This is a genomic window from Kosakonia oryzae (assembly GCF_001658025.2).
GTDB lineage: Bacteria > Pseudomonadota > Gammaproteobacteria > Enterobacterales > Enterobacteriaceae > Kosakonia > Kosakonia oryzae.
In genome coordinates this window covers 684501-699327 of the sequence record NZ_CP014007.2, presented here as the reverse complement: position 1 = coordinate 699327, position 14827 = coordinate 684501, and the positions used below count along the sequence as shown (strand labels likewise).

General features: G+C 57.8%; 15 protein-coding genes. 7 read left to right on the top strand and 8 right to left on the bottom strand.

What is annotated here, in order from left to right; genetic code table 11:
• Window positions 1-55: 55 nt before the first annotated feature.
• Window positions 56-1879: a DUF2264 domain-containing protein gene (locus tag AWR26_RS03415; protein ID WP_064563586.1), complete on the bottom strand. Its 1824-nt coding sequence runs from the start codon at window positions 1877-1879 to the stop codon at window positions 56-58.
• Between the two features lie 165 nt (window positions 1880-2044).
• On the opposite strand from AWR26_RS03415, the gene AWR26_RS03410 reads away from it, so the two are divergent.
• From AWR26_RS03410 to AWR26_RS03390, 5 genes are all read left to right on the top strand, one after another.
• Window positions 2045-2905 (top strand): helix-turn-helix transcriptional regulator, encoded by an 861-nt coding sequence (locus AWR26_RS03410; protein ID WP_064563584.1) that lies wholly within the window; start codon window positions 2045-2047, stop codon window positions 2903-2905.
• 60 nt (window positions 2906-2965) lie between these two features.
• Complete coding sequence (locus AWR26_RS03405) at window positions 2966-3877, top strand: LysR family transcriptional regulator (protein ID WP_064563582.1); 912 nt, start codon at window positions 2966-2968, stop codon at window positions 3875-3877.
• Window positions 3878-3979: 102 nt separating this feature from the next.
• Entirely contained in the window at window positions 3980-4387 is a 408-nt protein-coding gene (locus AWR26_RS03400) for a DoxX family protein (protein ID WP_064563581.1), read from the top strand.
• A 10-nt stretch (window positions 4388-4397) separates the two neighbouring features.
• Complete coding sequence (locus AWR26_RS03395) at window positions 4398-5354, top strand: glutathione S-transferase family protein (RefSeq protein WP_064563579.1); 957 nt, start codon at window positions 4398-4400, stop codon at window positions 5352-5354.
• A 12-nt stretch (window positions 5355-5366) separates the two neighbouring features.
• Window positions 5367-5975, top strand: coding sequence for an alpha/beta hydrolase (locus AWR26_RS03390; RefSeq protein ID WP_064563577.1), 609 nt, complete (start codon window positions 5367-5369; stop codon window positions 5973-5975).
• Window positions 5976-6010: 35 nt separating this feature from the next.
• Here AWR26_RS03390 and AWR26_RS03385 read toward each other — a convergent pair whose 3' ends face one another.
• Window positions 6011-7378, bottom strand: coding sequence for a formimidoylglutamate deiminase (locus AWR26_RS03385; RefSeq protein WP_064563575.1), 1368 nt, complete (start codon window positions 7376-7378; stop codon window positions 6011-6013).
• Between the two features lie 110 nt (window positions 7379-7488).
• Between AWR26_RS03385 and hutC the strand changes: the two genes are divergently transcribed.
• Entirely contained in the window at window positions 7489-8250 is a 762-nt protein-coding gene (gene hutC, locus AWR26_RS03380; RefSeq protein WP_064563573.1) for a histidine utilization repressor, read from the top strand.
• Window positions 8247-8801 carry a HutD/Ves family protein gene (locus AWR26_RS03375; RefSeq protein WP_064563571.1) on the top strand — a complete coding sequence of 185 codons (555 nt, stop codon included), beginning with the start codon at window positions 8247-8249 and terminating at the stop codon, window positions 8799-8801. The genes hutC and AWR26_RS03375 overlap by 4 nt, the downstream gene beginning before the upstream one ends.
• Here AWR26_RS03375 and AWR26_RS03370 read toward each other — a convergent pair.
• The 6 genes from AWR26_RS03370 to AWR26_RS03345 are packed head-to-tail and all read right to left on the bottom strand — an operon-like array spanning window position 8798 to window position 14824.
• Window positions 8798-9565, bottom strand: a complete 768-nt coding sequence (locus AWR26_RS03370; protein WP_064563569.1) for an enoyl-CoA hydratase-related protein — start codon at window positions 9563-9565, stop codon at window positions 8798-8800. The genes AWR26_RS03375 and AWR26_RS03370 overlap by 4 nt on opposite strands.
• Window positions 9558-10454, bottom strand: a complete 897-nt coding sequence (locus tag AWR26_RS03365; RefSeq protein WP_064563567.1) for a 3-hydroxyacyl-CoA dehydrogenase family protein — start codon at window positions 10452-10454, stop codon at window positions 9558-9560. Before AWR26_RS03365 ends, AWR26_RS03370 begins: the two co-directional genes overlap by 8 nt.
• 11 nt (window positions 10455-10465) lie before the next feature.
• Window positions 10466-11662, bottom strand: a complete 1197-nt coding sequence (locus AWR26_RS03360; RefSeq protein ID WP_064563565.1) for a CaiB/BaiF CoA transferase family protein — start codon at window positions 11660-11662, stop codon at window positions 10466-10468.
• Complete coding sequence (locus AWR26_RS03355; RefSeq protein WP_064563563.1) at window positions 11655-13214, bottom strand: HAL/PAL/TAL family ammonia-lyase; 1560 nt, start codon at window positions 13212-13214, stop codon at window positions 11655-11657. The genes AWR26_RS03360 and AWR26_RS03355 overlap by 8 nt, the downstream gene beginning before the upstream one ends.
• Window positions 13215-13228: 14 nt before the next feature.
• A complete protein-coding gene (locus AWR26_RS03350; protein ID WP_064563561.1) occupies window positions 13229-14110 on the bottom strand; it encodes an ABC transporter substrate-binding protein in 882 nt (293 codons plus the stop codon).
• 33 nt (window positions 14111-14143) lie between these two features.
• On the bottom strand, window positions 14144-14824 hold the full coding sequence (locus AWR26_RS03345; RefSeq protein WP_007370098.1) for an ABC transporter permease: 681 nt from the start codon (window positions 14822-14824) through the stop codon (window positions 14144-14146).
• Between the last annotated feature and the right edge of the window lie 3 nt (window positions 14825-14827).

The following is a 14827-nucleotide window of genomic DNA, read 5'->3' as shown; positions in this document are numbered from 1 at the left end:
CGACGAAAGCATGTAGGGTTCAGAGATATTTACCCGGCTGCAGCCGGGCGTTTAATTAAAATGTAATGACGATTTTTTCCTGCGCGGGCGAATAGATCACCAGCGCATCTTCTTCTATGGATAATTGCGGTAAATGCGGATGAAACGCCTGCTCTGTCACGGCCGCCTGCACCGCGCAGGCCAGCCATTGCCGGCCCGGCGTTATCGTGCCGCGCAGCACGGGAATGGAGGCGCAAGGAGCAAACATAATGCTGCTGTTCGGCGGCGTTACCACGCTGTCAGCTTCCCGAGGATTATCAGCCAGCAGTTCGAAAATACCGCTGACGCCATTTTCCGCCACAACCAGGCTGCCGTTTTGCTCATGACGATGCGGGGCTTTCAGCACCGCAAAACCGCCCTCGACGCTTTGTAAATGGCGTTGTGAATCAATGCGATGCACGCGTAAATGCCAGTCTCCACAGGGAATAAGCCACGTCGAAATCTGCACGTTATGCCACGGTGACCAGCGGGAGAAAATCGCCTGTGGGCTGACCACAACCTCGTCACATTCGCGGCGGCCGCGGAAGTAGTTATCACCTTCACTGAGTAACAGCATAGAATCACAGGCCGCATGCTTGATGCCATAGCGCCCACGTTCAATGGTGAAACCGAAGCGGCTGGAGTAGGCAAATTTGGTGTATTTCGCCTCGGTATTGACGTAGTTGTTCAGTTCCAACTGACCGGACGTCAGCATCCAGACATGCCGTGATTGTTCGGTATGCACGAGGAGCTGCCCCGCTGGCGGAATAACGCGCTGTGGAGCCAGCGCGGGCAGCGGCAGCTCTTCCGATCGCCAGAAGGTATGGGATTCCGGCAGTGCCAGGATCAAAAAGACTTTCAGCGCCCAGTAGGGCGAGCCCGGCGAGTTGTAGTCTTCGCACATCGCCAGGTTCGGATAAGCAAAACCGAGCGTCAGGATGCCGTCGCGATCGAAAATCGGCTGCCGTAGCCACCAGCGTAAATGGCGCAGGATCAGCCCTTTCACCACGCCGGGTGAAAAGACTTCCAGCCCGGAGAACGCCACCGCGCTCCAGAAGGCCACCATCGCAAAACGGTAGGTCAGGCTGCGGCCAAACGGCACCGACTCCCCTTCTGCCGCCGACATATAGATAAAGTCCTGTGCAAACAGGCTGGCTCGCTGGCGGATCATCGCCGCGCGTTCGGCATCCTCTTCCCCATTCAGCGTGGCGTAGATCAGGCCATAGAAATGGAACGCCATCGAAATGTAGTAATCCTTTGGTCGGCCAGGACCATCGGAATACCAGCCGTCGCCAAGGTAATAGGCATCCATCAGGCGAAAACGGTGCGCGATAGCTGCTGGCTCCCAGGGTAATCCGGCGCGTTTAAACCCCAGTTGCACCATGATGGCGAAGAAATTCCAGTTGCTGTCGGGCATCTCAGCATCGGTGATTTGATTAAGCCACTGATGCAGATTATCGGCCTCAGTCTCGCTGAATTTCACCGCCAGCTTATCGCCGAGTAACGCCAGCCCCAGACCGTAAGCGGCCATCTCCACCAGCCGCTGATCGTACGGCCCGGTTTTCCCCCAGTAACCGGCACTTTGTGGATCGGTGCCGCGCTTAATGGCCGTCAGATATTTATCGCTGAATGTTTCCACATCGCCGCCCGCCATCAACGGAAACAGCCCCCACAACGCGCGGGACAGCCCCTCCATTTCGGCAATATCTGCGCTGTAATGCGCGCTGGTTGCTCCCAGCGAAAATCGCGCTGCACCCTGTGGAAACTGCTTATCCAGCGCGTCCAGCATCTGCGTCAACGCGCTGGCTACCTCCGCGCGCGATGACAATGGATTTGAGGTTTTCACTTCCGCCGCCTGCATAGGTTTCTCTCCCGTATCGTGTGGCAGAAGCATAGTGAATCGCCAGGAAGGGGAAATGTTAGCTCTGTCACACCGCTAAGCTTTGGCTGAACCCGCTGTTGAGGAAATTTAAAACCGTGGTTTATAAATAGCGTCATCGGGGCAAAAGTTGAGTTTGGTTGCACTATGGCAGACAACTGGCAAACAGAGAGACTGGAACTGATCACCCTCAACGATGCGGTTGCATCGTTCAGCCGCCTGTTTGCCAATACGGTGCGCTATCACCACTGGCATCAGTGCCTGGAAGTGCTGTATGTCGAGGAGGGGTTTGGCGTGGTGATCGTCGATAACCGCCAGTACACTATGCGCCCTGGACGGCTGTTTTTCTTTCCGCCGCTCACCATCCATAAAGTGATGGTCGATGAGCAGGCGCAGGCGAGTTATCGCCGCACCATCATTCATGTTGATCACCACGCGATCCTCCATTATTTTCGCGATTTCCCGCACAATCACTGCCGTTTGCAGCGGCTTTCTCAGCGCGGCGGCGCGGCGGTGGTGATGGATGTAGCCGCTATTCACGCCCATATCGACCATCTGTTCAGCGGCTACGCCAGGCTGGCCGCCAGCGCGAAACTGAACGGCGAACAGGTCGCCTGCCTGTTGTTGACTTTGCTGAGCATGTTGCCGGAAGAGAGTGAGAAATTGCCGGAAGAAGGTTGCGGCATTGCCACGCCAGTGATGTTCTGGCTGGAAGAGAACTACCAGCAAAAATTCAGCCTGGAAAAGCTGGCGCAGGAGCTGGGGAAATCGCGCAGCTACATCTCGCGCCGCTTCCATGAAGAAACCGGCGAGCCGATTAACCACTATCTCAACACCATTCGCCTGCGCAAAGCTTGCGATTATCTGCTGCACAGCCCGCACAGCATTCGCGATATCGCCGCACTGGTGGGGTTTTCTGACGTCACCTGGTTTATTAGCGCTTTCAGGAAAGGTATCGGTGAAACACCGCTGCAATACCGTAAAAATCACGCGTCGCAACGGCGCTGACTGTTGCCCGTGGCGCGCTTTTGCTATGGTGAAGCACTGATAATTCTGCGGAAAAGACGTATGGAACGGCTGGATTGCGATCGCATGTTTGTGGCGGTGATGGAAACGGGCAGCTTTACCGGTGCGGCGCTACGCTGCGGTACCAGCCACGGCCAGGCGTCAAAACTCATCTCCCGCCTGGAACAGGAGCTGGGCGTTAATCTGCTGCGACGCAGCACCCGCTCGCTGACGCCAACCGAAGTGGGGCTGGCCTATTACGATCGTATCCGCCAGTTACTGATTGATTACGATGCGCTTAACGATGCCGTGCGCAATATCGCCAACGCGCCTTCTGGTTTGCTGCGCATCTCTGCGCCCGTCACGTTTGGCACTTCTCAGCTCACGCCGCATCTGGTGGCGTTTGCCCGTCGCTACCCTGAAATCGAACTGGATGTCAGCTTTGCCGACCGGCTGGTCAACGTGGTGGATGAAGGGTTTGATGTTGCCCTGCGCATCGGCGCGCTTTCCGACAGCAGCCTGGTGGCCCGCCGCCTGTGCGCGATCCGCAATGTGGTGGTAGCCGCGCCGGATTACCTTGCCCGGCAGGGTGAGCCCACGCACTGGCAGCAGCTTGAGCAACACAGCCTGATTGTTGACACCAACTTCCGCGATCCCTGGCACTGGCCTTTCCTCGATGAGCACAACCAACTGCATCTTCAGCCGGTGCGCGGACACAGTAAATTTTCCAACGCTGAAGTGTGCCTTGAAGCCGCCTGCGCCGGCCTGGGCATAGCGCGCATTCCGGTGTTTGTCGCCGGTAAAGCGTTGAAAGAGCAGCGCGTCAAACCGGTGCTCACTGCCTATGAAGCCCCGCCGCTGGCGCTGTTCGCCGTTTATCCGCCCGCTCGTTACCTGGCGCAGAAATCCCGCGTGCTGATCGATTTTCTGGTGGAGGTTTTCTCGCTGCAGCCGGAATGGGAACAGGGATGGTGATAATTTCCAAAATGGAAATAAACATCCCTGTTTTACGCGGATAATTTTCCGGCTGGAAAGACTTTACACTCCTCTCATCAACTGACTGAGAGGAACACCACCATGTTTGACCAACGCACAACCCCCTATGCCGCACTGATTATGCGCCTGGCGCTCGGTATTCTGTTTCTGGCGCACTTTAGTCTGAAATTTTTCGCCTTCACCCCGGCGGGCACCGCGAAGTTCTTCGCCTCGCTCGGTCTGCCAGGCTGGCTGGCCTATATCACCATGGCGGTTGAACTGGTAGGGGCGATTGCCCTGATCCTCGGTATTTACGCGCGTATTGTGGCGATTGTGCTGATCCCGATTCTGCTCGGCGCTATCTTCACCGTTCATGGCCCGGCCGGTTTCTTCTTTACTAACCCGAACGGCGGTTGGGAGTTCCCGGCCTTCTGGATTGTTGGTCTGTTAACACTGGCGCTGACGGGCGACGGCAAATTTGCCCTGAAGCCCACACCGGTAAAAGGCTAACGGAGGCGGCATGCTGATTGAGGGTAAATGGACGGCCGACTGGCACCCGGTTCAGGCCACCGACGAGAAAGGCGGTTTTGTTCGCCAGACCTCCAGCTTTCGCCACTGGGTAACCCCGGACGGGGCACCCGGTATCACCGGCGAAGGCGGATTCATCGCCGAACCTGGCCGTTACCATCTGTATGTGGCGCTCATTTGCCCCTGGGCCTCGCGCACGCTGATTGCCCGCAAGCTGAAAGGGCTGGAATCGGCGATCAGCGTGTCAGTAGTTGAACCATGGCTGCTCGATGAAGGCTGGCACTTTGGCGACTACCCAGGCGCCGACCGTGACACACTGAATCAGGCCGAATGGCTGCACCAGCTCTATACCCGCGCCGATCCGCGCTTTACCGGGCGCGCAACGGTGCCGGTGCTGTGGGATAAGCAAACCCACACCATCGTCAATAACGAGTCGGCCGACATTGTCCGTATGCTGAACAGCGGCTTTGGTTCGCTGGCAAACAACGCGGTCGATCTCTATCCAGCACACCTGCGCGATGAGATCGACCAGTTGAATGCGGAGATCTACCCGAACCTCAATAACGGGGTTTATCGCGCCGGTTTTGCCACCACCCAGGTGAGTTACGAAGAAGCGGTGAACGATGTGTTCAGCCAGCTTGATAAGCTGGAAAACCATCTCGCTCAGCGCACGTTCCTGTGCGGCACGCAGCTTACCGAGGCAGATATTCGCCTGTTTGTCACGCTAGTTCGCTTCGATGCGGCTTACCACGGATTGTTTAAATGCAATCTTCGTAAGCTGGCGGAGTATCCGAATCTGGATCGCTATCTGCGCGAGATGCTGGCGGTTCCCGGTATTCGCGAGACGGTGAATATTGACCATATCAAGCAGGGTTATTACTCGATTAAAGCCCTCAACCCCAATGGTATTGTTCCGCAAGGGCCGGATTTACGCGCTTACGGGCTGTGACAGGAAGCAATAATGAAAAAAATGATTGTGCTGTTGCACGGCGTCGGTAGCCGTGGCTCGGATTTGCAAGGTCTGGGGAAATACTGGTCGCAAACTCTCGACGATGTGATTATCGCCACGCCGGACGGGCCGTCGCCTTTTGATATGGGGCCGGGTTTCCAGTGGTTCAGCGTTAATGGCATTACCGATGAAACGCGCGCCGCGCGGATTGCCGAAGCCCGCAGTGCCTTTAACGCCACCATTAATGGCCTGCTGGAGAAACACGATGTGCAGCCCGGACGAGACAAGCTGGTGCTGAGTGGTTTTTCGCAAGGGGCGATTATGTCGCTGGATGCGCTGGTCAATGCCGAGTGGCCGCTGGCAGCGGTGGTAGCGTTTTCCGGTCGTCTGGCCTCGGCACAGCCGTGGCAACCTGCGCCGCACACGCCGGTGCTGCTGGTGCACGGAGAGAGCGATCCGGTGATTCACTATCAGCAGAGCCAGCATGCTGCCGAACTGCTTGGCGCGGCGGGTGTCGATGTTGATACCTATTTTGAGCCCGGCGTGCCGCACACCATTACGGCGAACGGCGCGATGAAAGCGGCAAACTTCCTGCTGCCGCTGCTTAACCGCGTAGATTAAGAGACAAAAAGGGATGCCGCCTGGCATCCCTTGTTTTACGCCACCAGTTGCTGCATGACCTTGATAAACGCGGCTGTCACCTGCTCTTCCTGCGCGTGACGCCCCTCTTCAATCACCCAGCGTCCGCCGGTCATCACCCTTTTTATCGGGTTCGTCGAACAGGCGAAAATCCAGCGATTCAGACGTTCACGATCGCCTGCGGCAGCAAGGAAGGGATCGCGGCTGTCGAGCAACAGCATATCCGCACGATGGCCGGTCGCCAGTTGACCAATCGCCTGCCCCAGCGCGCGGCGTCCGCCCTGCAATGCGCCCTGATACAGCACATTGCCGATATAAGGTTCATCCGGCAGATGAAGCAAGTTGCGCCGCTGTTTGTTTAACCGTTGCCCGTACTCAAACCAGCGCAAATCCTCGCTGACGCTGACGCTGATATGGCTGTCGGAGCCAATCCCCCAGCGCCCCTGCTGCGCAAGATAGTCCGGCCCCGGGAAAATACCGTCACCAAGATTGGCTTCGGTGGTCAGGCACAAGCCCGCCACTGCGCCGGAAGCGGCAATCTGTTGGGTTTCCTGCGGCGTAAGATGCGTGGCGTGAATCAGGCACCACTGCTCATCCACCGGCATATGCTGGTAAAGCCACTCCACCGGACGCAGCCCGGACCAGGCCACGCAGTCATCGACCTCTTTTTGCTGCTCGGCAATATGAATATGCATCGGCTGCGGTTGCGGGCAGGCGTTGAGCACATGCTGCATCTGCTCCGGCGTAACGGCCCGTAGCGAGTGGAAGCACAGCCCGGTACGCTGCATCGGCTCAGCCGCAAGCTGCGATGTCAGCGCCTCATGCAGCGCCAGATAGCCTTCCGTATCATGAATAAAGCGGCTCTGCCCGGCGGTCGCTGGCTGCCCGCCAAAACCGGCGAAGCTGTAAAGCACCGGCAGTAACGTCAGGCCAATGCCCGCCGTTTTCGCCGCTTGCGAAATACGCAACGCCAGCTCTGCAGGCTGCGCATAAGGTTTTCCGCCGCGATCGTGGTGCAAATAGTGAAACTCGGCCACCGAGGTATAACCGGCCTTCAGCATTTCGATGTACAGATAGCTGGCGATGGTTTCCAGTTGCTCGGGGGTGATTTTATCCACCAGCCGGTACATCAAATCGCGCCATGTCCAGAAGCTGTCTGCCGGATCGCCCACCACTTCGGTCAGCCCGGCCATGGCACGCTGAAAGGCGTGCGAATGCAGGTTTGGCATGCCCGGCACCAGGAAACCGTCCAGGCAAATTGTGTGGTCGTCTGGCTGACTACCGCTTTCCAGCGCGGTGATGATGCCCTGTGCGGAAACCGTAATGCGGACATTCTCCGCCCAGCCCTGCGGCAACAATGCTTTTGCCGCGAAATATACCGTCATATATCCCCTCACCGCCTGCCGTTATAGAAGATGTATATACATGTTTATATATATACATCCAATTGTGCGTAGAGTAAACTTCAACGGTCATCCGGCCGAGGAAAGGGTTAATGGAGCAAAGCGAAATTTTTAAAGCAGCCGCAGGCGAGACGCATCTCGATCAGCCCGCCCCTTTCTATGAAAGGGTGAAGAGCATGATCAAAACCAATATCCACAGCGGCGCCTGGCCGGTGAACTACCGCGTGCCGTCTGAAAGCGAGCTGGTCAGTCAGTTTGGCTACAGCCGAATGACCATTAACCGCGCGCTGCGTGAACTGACCGCCGAAGGGCTGCTGGTGCGCATGCAGGGCGTTGGCACCTTTGTCGCCGAAGTGCGCGGGCAGTCGGCGCTGCTGGAAATCAACAACATTGCCGATGAGATTGCCAGCCGCGGTCATCGCCATCATGCCAGAGTGCTGGAGCTGACCCAACTGCATGCAGATGCCCAGCAAGCGCTGGCTTTTAATCTGCCGAAAGGCAGCCGCCTGTTCCATTCGCTAATTTGTCATTATGAAAACGGCGTTCCGGTGATGCTGGAAGACAGGCTGGTGAATGCACTGATTGTGCCGGACTATCTGCAACAGGATTTCACCCGTATCACCCCGAATGCCTATCTCTCTTCCATCGCGCCGATTGTCGAGGGCGAGCATATTATCGAAGCCGTGAACGTGCCCCGCAGCGAGTGCGTTTATCTGGAAATCGATGAGCACACCCCCTGCCTGCAAGTGAACCGCCGCACCTGGACCGGTCGTCAGGACAAAAAAATCGTCACCAGCGTGCGCCTGGTCTATCCAGGTTCACGCTACCGCCTGGAAGGAAGCATGCGTAAATGAGACTGCTGCCTTATAGCGGCTACGCTGAGATGCGCTGGAAAAATGGCCAGGGCGTCACCCGCGAAGTGTGCCGTTTTCCCGCCAGCGAACAGTATGCCTGGCGCATATCGGTCGCGACGATCCGCGAAGATGGCGCATTCTCACGTTTCTCCGGTTACCTGCGAAATATCAGCGTGCTGGAAGGTGACGGTATGTTTCTGACGGTTGATGAGCAGCGCAGCGCGTTAATTCCACCGTTTCAGGCGACGGATTTTAACGGCGACAGCGAAGTGTTTTGCGAGGTTGTCGGCGGGCCGTTACTCGATTTCAACGTGATTTATCGCCGTGAAACCACTCATGCAACGGTGCGCTGGCTGCGCGATGGCGCATGGCAACATCAACAGGGAACGATGCTGCTGTTCAATGCCGGAAAGTTGCTTGATGTCACCGTTGCGGGTGAACGCCATACCCTGCAACATTACGACAGCCTGCTAATCGATAACCCGGCAACGGTTGCCGTCCACGCAGGCAGCGACACGCTTTTTGCCTGCGTGACGCTGACATCCCGTTAACGCCCGCTAAACTGCGGCGTCTGCCTGTTCTGAAACGCCGCCAGCCCGGCGGCGCGATCTTCACTATCGGCAATCAGCGCCGAGAGCGCTCGCTCATAAGCCACTCCCGCACTTAATGGCATTTCGTAGCTGGCCAGCACCGCTTTTTTGATCATCGCGGCCGCCAGCGGCGCGGCTTTGGCGATTTGGCGCGCAATGTTTAGCGCCTGCGTTGCCAGTTCATCAGGCTGAACCAACTGGCTAATCAGCCCCGCCTGACGCGCCTCTTCGCCGGTGATGCGTCTGGCGCCAAGCAGCATCTCCATCGCCAGTGATTTCCCTACCGCACGCACCAGCCGCTGCGTTCCTCCGGCGCCCGGAATAATGCCGATATGGCTTTCCGGTAACCCAAACTGCGCCGTGGTGTCGGCAATAATGATGTCGCACAGCAGCGCCAGCTCCAGCCCACCGCCGAGCGCATAACCTGAAACAGCAGCAATCACTGGTTTTTCAATGGCGGCAATGCGATCCCATTTCTCGCTAAAACCGCTGCGCCATAAAGTGATGGCGGAAGCCGACGCCAGCGTGCCGGTATCTGCCCCGGCGGAGAAGGCTTTCGGGCCGCCCAACAGCACAATGGCACGTACCTGCGGATCCTGCTCAAGCTGCAGCAGCGTAGTGACCAGCGCATCCAGCATCTCTGCGGTCAGAGCGTTATATTTCTGCGGGCGGTTCAGCGTAACAACGGCAACGGCATCTTCATGGCTACATAAAATATCACTCATCGTCCGCGCTCCTCGCCGTCAGGCTGGTGACGATCGCTTCACGGTGACGCATTGCCGCCGCCGCGCTTTGCCCATCCCAGCAATAAAAGCCTTCCCCGCTTTTCACCCCCAGTTGTTTCGTCGCGACTTTCTCCAGCAGCCAGGATGGCAGCGTCGTGCTGTTATCCAGCGCGGGCAGCAATATCCCGGCGACTTTCTCGACCGTATCCAGCCCGGCGAAATCCATCAGTTTCATTGGCCCCATCGCCGCCCAGCGCGGTGCCAGCGTACGCTGCACTGCACGGTCAACATCCTCAATCGAGCCAATCCCGGCGCTCACCAGATAGAGCGCCTCGCGCAGCATGGCGTATTGCAGGCGGTTGATAATAAAGCCCGGAATGTCCTGATTCACGGTGATGGTCTCTTTATCAAGCTGTGCACACAAATCGCGAACGCGCTGGCAAACGTCGTCGGCGGTTTTCTCGCCGCGCACAATTTCAATCATCGGCATGGTATCCGCCGGGTTAAACCAGTGCATACCAATCAGCCGCTGCGGGTTACTGAGCACCGATGCCAGTTGCGTGATGGAGACACTGGAAGTATTGGTCGTCAGCAAGCAGTCTGCAGAAACCTGTGGCTCAATAAGGCTGAACAGATGTTGTTTGAGCGCCACCTCTTCCGCCACGTTTTCCGACACCATATCCGCGCCTGCCAGGCAGCTTTCCAGCGACGTGCTGTACTGCACATCGGCCTGAGCGACCCGCGATTCAACGATCGCCTGAGCTTTATCCAGCGTTTCCTGCGAGCGGGAATAGAGACTGACGCGATAACCCGCGCGGGCCATGACGACAGCAATACGTGCGCCCATGGTTCCGGCACCAATCACCGCCACTTTATTAATTCGCGACATGTTTTTCTCCCCTAAATCACGCCCTGCGTTTGCAGCTGCACGAGCGTTGCCTCATCCATACCCAGCACTTCACGCAATACCATGAGCGTATGTTCCCCCAGCACCGGCGGGATCAGCGCCGGTTCGCCCGGCGCACCGCTCATTTTCACCGGCTGCGGCACAATAGAGATCGCGCCTGCACGCGGGTGCTGGATCTGTTTCACCAGCTCGCGTTGGTGGGCGTAATCGCTGCCGAGGATCTGATCGAGGCGCAGTACCGGCGAGGCCGGAACGCCAGCGCTATCCAGCAGTGCCTGCGCGTCGCTGACGCTTTTATCTGCGAGCCAGCGTTCAATCTCTTCGCGCAAGGGCTGTTGATGCGCCAGCCGCTGCGGATCGCTGGCAAAGCGAGGATCGTCCACCAGCGCGGGATTTCCCATTGCACCGGCAAGCTGGCGGAAGAGTTTGTCGTTGGCGACAGCAATAACGATATGTCCATCCTGCGCCCGGTAGCTGTCCATCGGCGCGCTGATCGGGTGCGCATTACCAAGCCTTCCGGCGCTGGGCTGGCCGCCGATCCACTGGGTTAACGACACCATTTGCAGCGTCACCATGGTATCGAGCATCGAGACATCCAGATGCTGGCCCTTGTCGGTAATGCCACGCTGAAGCAGCGCCGCCAGTACCGCCCAACTGCCATACAGCCCGGCGACCACATCACCAATCGCATCGCCAACGCGCGTGGGTTCGCCATTCGCCCAGCCGGTGACCTGCATAATGCCGCCAATCGCCTGGATGATATGGTCGTAAGCCGCTTTATGCGCCAGCGAGCCTTGCTGACCAAAGCCGGAGATGCTGACGTAAACCAGCCGCGGATTGATGGCCTGTAGCGTCGCATAATCAATCCCCAGCCGCTGGGTTACGCCGGGGCGAAAGTTCTCCACCAGCACGTCCGAACAGGCGACCAGATCTTTGAGGATCGCTAAGCCCTGCGGGCTTTTCAGATCCAGCGTGACGCTTTTTTTGCCGTGGTTGAGCTGCATAAAGTAGCTGCTCTCGCCGTTGATATGCGGCGTAAAAGCGCGGGAATCGTCGCCGCTGCCTGGCATCTCGATCTTGATAACTTCAGCGCCAAGATCGTTAAGCAGCGAGGCACACCACGGACCCGCCAACACGCGCGACAGATCGAGTACCCGTACGCCACTGAGCGGCTTAATAGCTTCACTCATCAGCCCCCTCCTCAATCAGTAAAGTAAGCTGGCGGCTCAGTTCGCCATCCGCAATCAGATCCCGGACGGCATGCATATCCGTGTACAGCGGCGTGTCGGTTTCCCGAAACGCGACTTGCTGGCGCACCTTCGCCAGCGTCAGTTCTGTACCCACCGAGGCGCGTAGCGGGCGGTGGAATTCAATCGCCTGACAGGCGCACAGCAGTTCAATAGCCACGATATCTACTGCGTTTGCCACCGCCTGCATCGCTTTTCGCGCCGAGGAAACGCCCATGCTGATATGGTCTTCCTGCCCGGCACAGGTGGAAACCGTATGTACGCTGGCGGGCGCCGCCAGGCTGCGGTTATCCCCGGCGAGTGCGGCGGCGACATACGGCGGGATCATCATCCCGGAATTGGCGCCGCTTTTGCCGACCAGAAAAGCCGGTAAACCGCTGAGATGCACGTTAGTGATACGGTCAGAACGCGCTTGCGACGCGGTACTCAGTTGCGCGATAGCCACCGCCAGCGCATCGAGCGCCAGCGCCAGCGGCGCACCGTGACCGTTGCCGCCTGGCAAAATCACCAGCGCGTCGTCTTCAATTAAAAATACCGGGTTGTCGGTTACCGAATTGAGTTCAGTGGTGACGATATGACGGCAATGCGCCAGTTGATCGCGCACTGCGCCATGGATTTGCGGGATGCAGCGCAAGCTGAGCGCATCTTGTACCCGGTGGTCGCGGTAACGCTGAAGGATCTCGCTGCCGTGCAGTAAGCGGCGCAAAATCTGCGCCGTTTCTTGTTGCCCGTCATGAGGACGCAGAGCGTGCAGACGCGCGTCATAGCCGCGGGTGTTGCCTTTCAACGCTTCGAGACACATGCCGCCAGCCATATCCGCGATTGGCAGCAACTGTTCGAAATCCCGCACCGCCAGACAGGCCAGTGCGGTAATTTCGTAGGTACCGCTGATCAGCGCGTGCCCTTCGCGCGGGCCGGGAATGCGCGGCGCAATGCCCGCTTTCGCCAGCGCTTCGGCGGAGGGCAACAACTCGCCCTGATACCAACACTGCCCTTCGCCAAACAGCGATAAGCCGATATGTGCGGTAGCAATCAGATACCCCACGGAACCGCTGGCAGGCGACCACGGCGTCACCTGCCGGTTCAGCATCAGACACATCCGCTGTGCCAGTTCAGCGCTGACGCCGCTGTAGCCCTGCAGCAGCGATTTCAGCATCACCGCCATCATCGCCCGCACTTCCCGCACCGACAGATCCGGCCCCATCCCGCAGGCGTGGCTGCGCAGCATATTGAGCTGCACACTGGCAATTTGATCCGCAGAGAGACGCTCAGTTACCAGGTCTCCCACGCCGGTCGTCAGACCATAAATCACCTTCCCTTCAGCAATCGCGTTGTGAATGTAGCCGCTGACCTTATCCATTTGCGCCAGCGCATCATCAGCCAGAACAACCGGCGCGCCATCGGCAATGCGTACCAGTTCATCAATGGTAGTGGCAGCAGTGCCTAAGGTGACCGCATCCGCCTGCGGCGTGGAAGAACGGGTTGTTGTTGTCATCTCGCAGCCGTTCCTTACTTGCTCAGTTGGTGTTTAACCAGCCACTGGTGCGCCACATCATCAATGCTGGCGAACTCAGCAAGCTGTTCATTCATGGAAATCAGATCTTCGGTGGTGAGCTGCGCGGAGATTTTGTTCAGCGTGCTTTCAATGGTCGGGTTCAGCGTGCTGCTGGCGACAATCGGCACGATGTTCTGCGCGGCAAACAGATGCTTCGGATCTTCCAGCGCGACCAGGTGATCTTTTTTGATCTCCGGCGTTGTGGAAGTCAGGTCAGCGACCTGAATCTGGTTGTTTTTCAGCGCCGTCAGCGTCAGCGGGCCAGCGACATCCAGCACTTTGAAGGTTTTGAAATTCAGGCCGTAAACGTCACGCAGGCCGGGAACGCCTTCATGACGGGTTTTCCACTCCGCCGGGCCGCCAAGCACTAACTGCCCGGCGATAGGTTTCAGATCGTCGATGGTTTTCAGTTTGTATTTGTCGGCCGTTTTCTTCGTGACCGCCAGTACATCGCTGTTCTGCGCCGTGGAAGTGTTGAGCATTTTCACTTTTTCCGGCAGCTTAGCGGCCAGCGCTTTCGCCACATCTTCCGAGCTGTGCGCTTCATTTTTCGCATCCAGATAGCTCAGCAGCGCGCCGCTGTACTCCGGGATCACGGTGATGGAACCGTCCAGCAGCGCCGGAATATAGACTTCACGGCTACCGATATTGAGTTTTTTCTCGACGGGAATGTTTTGCGCTTCCAGCGCCCCGGCGTAGATGGTCGCCAGCAGCTGGTTTTCCGGAAAATCCGCCGAACCAATAATCACTTTCTGGCCGGCATCAGCAGCCCAGACAGAAGAAGCGACAGACAGCAGCGCGGCACTGAACAACGTTAAATAGCGTTTCTTAATCATCTTATTAACCTTCTGTAATTAAAGGACCCAACATCACTGGTTTTTGGTTTTCCGGGTGATGCCCGGTGAAACCACGACTTTCCCTGAAAGCGAAAAAAAGAGATCAATGATCAATGCCAGTAGCGCGACGAGGATGGCCCCGGCGGTCATCTGCGCAAAGTCGTTGGCGGCACGCCCGTCGATAATCAATCGCCCCAGGCCGCCGAGTGAAACGTATGCCGCAATGGTCGCGGTGGAGACAATTTGCAGTGCGGCGCTGCGGATCCCGGAGAGGATCAGCGGCATTGCGCAGGGCAACTCGACCTGCAACAGCACCTGAAGCGGCGTCAGGCCAATCCCTTTTGCCGCGTCATGCACGCTGGGATCGACAGAACGGATACCCGCATGTACGCCCAGCGCCACTGGCGGCAGTGCCAGCACCACCAGCACGATGATGCAGGGCAAAACAAAGGCCATATCCGATTCGAAATAGCCTGCCAGCAGGATCACCAGCAAAATAATCAGGCCAAAAGAGGGCAACGAACGCAGGGCGTTGGTGGTGCCAATCAGCAGCGCCTCCCCTTTACCGGTATGGCCGGTATAGCAGCCGACCGGAAAAGCAATGGCAACGGCAATCGCCAGCGCCGCCGCGCTGTAACCGATATGCTGCAACAGCAGCGGCACAATGCCGTCGTCGCCGTACCAGTGGCTGAGATCGAGAAACCATTCACTCATCAG

Coding starts and splice junctions, on each gene's coding strand:
- AWR26_RS03350 (WP_064563561.1), bottom strand. CDS start 14,110: ATGATTAAGAAACGCTATTTAACGTTGTTCAGTGCCGCGCTGCTGTCT.
- AWR26_RS03360 (WP_064563565.1), bottom strand. CDS start 11,662: ATGAGTGAAGCTATTAAGCCGCTCAGTGGCGTACGGGTACTCGATCTG.
- hutC (WP_064563573.1), top strand. CDS start 7,489: ATGGAGCAAAGCGAAATTTTTAAAGCAGCCGCAGGCGAGACGCATCTC.
- AWR26_RS03375 (WP_064563571.1), top strand. CDS start 8,247: ATGAGACTGCTGCCTTATAGCGGCTACGCTGAGATGCGCTGGAAAAAT.
- AWR26_RS03365 (WP_064563567.1), bottom strand. CDS start 10,454: ATGTCGCGAATTAATAAAGTGGCGGTGATTGGTGCCGGAACCATGGGC.
- AWR26_RS03400 (WP_064563581.1), top strand. CDS start 3,980: ATGTTTGACCAACGCACAACCCCCTATGCCGCACTGATTATGCGCCTG.
- AWR26_RS03405 (WP_064563582.1), top strand. CDS start 2,966: ATGGAACGGCTGGATTGCGATCGCATGTTTGTGGCGGTGATGGAAACG.
- AWR26_RS03410 (WP_064563584.1), top strand. CDS start 2,045: ATGGCAGACAACTGGCAAACAGAGAGACTGGAACTGATCACCCTCAAC.
- AWR26_RS03345 (WP_007370098.1), bottom strand. CDS start 14,824: ATGAGTGAATGGTTTCTCGATCTCAGCCACTGGTACGGCGACGACGGC.
- AWR26_RS03415 (WP_064563586.1), bottom strand. CDS start 1,879: ATGCAGGCGGCGGAAGTGAAAACCTCAAATCCATTGTCATCGCGCGCG.
- AWR26_RS03390 (WP_064563577.1), top strand. CDS start 5,367: ATGAAAAAAATGATTGTGCTGTTGCACGGCGTCGGTAGCCGTGGCTCG.
- AWR26_RS03370 (WP_064563569.1), bottom strand. CDS start 9,565: ATGAGTGATATTTTATGTAGCCATGAAGATGCCGTTGCCGTTGTTACG.
- AWR26_RS03395 (WP_064563579.1), top strand. CDS start 4,398: ATGCTGATTGAGGGTAAATGGACGGCCGACTGGCACCCGGTTCAGGCC.
- AWR26_RS03385 (WP_064563575.1), bottom strand. CDS start 7,378: ATGACGGTATATTTCGCGGCAAAAGCATTGTTGCCGCAGGGCTGGGCG.
- AWR26_RS03355 (WP_064563563.1), bottom strand. CDS start 13,214: ATGACAACAACAACCCGTTCTTCCACGCCGCAGGCGGATGCGGTCACC.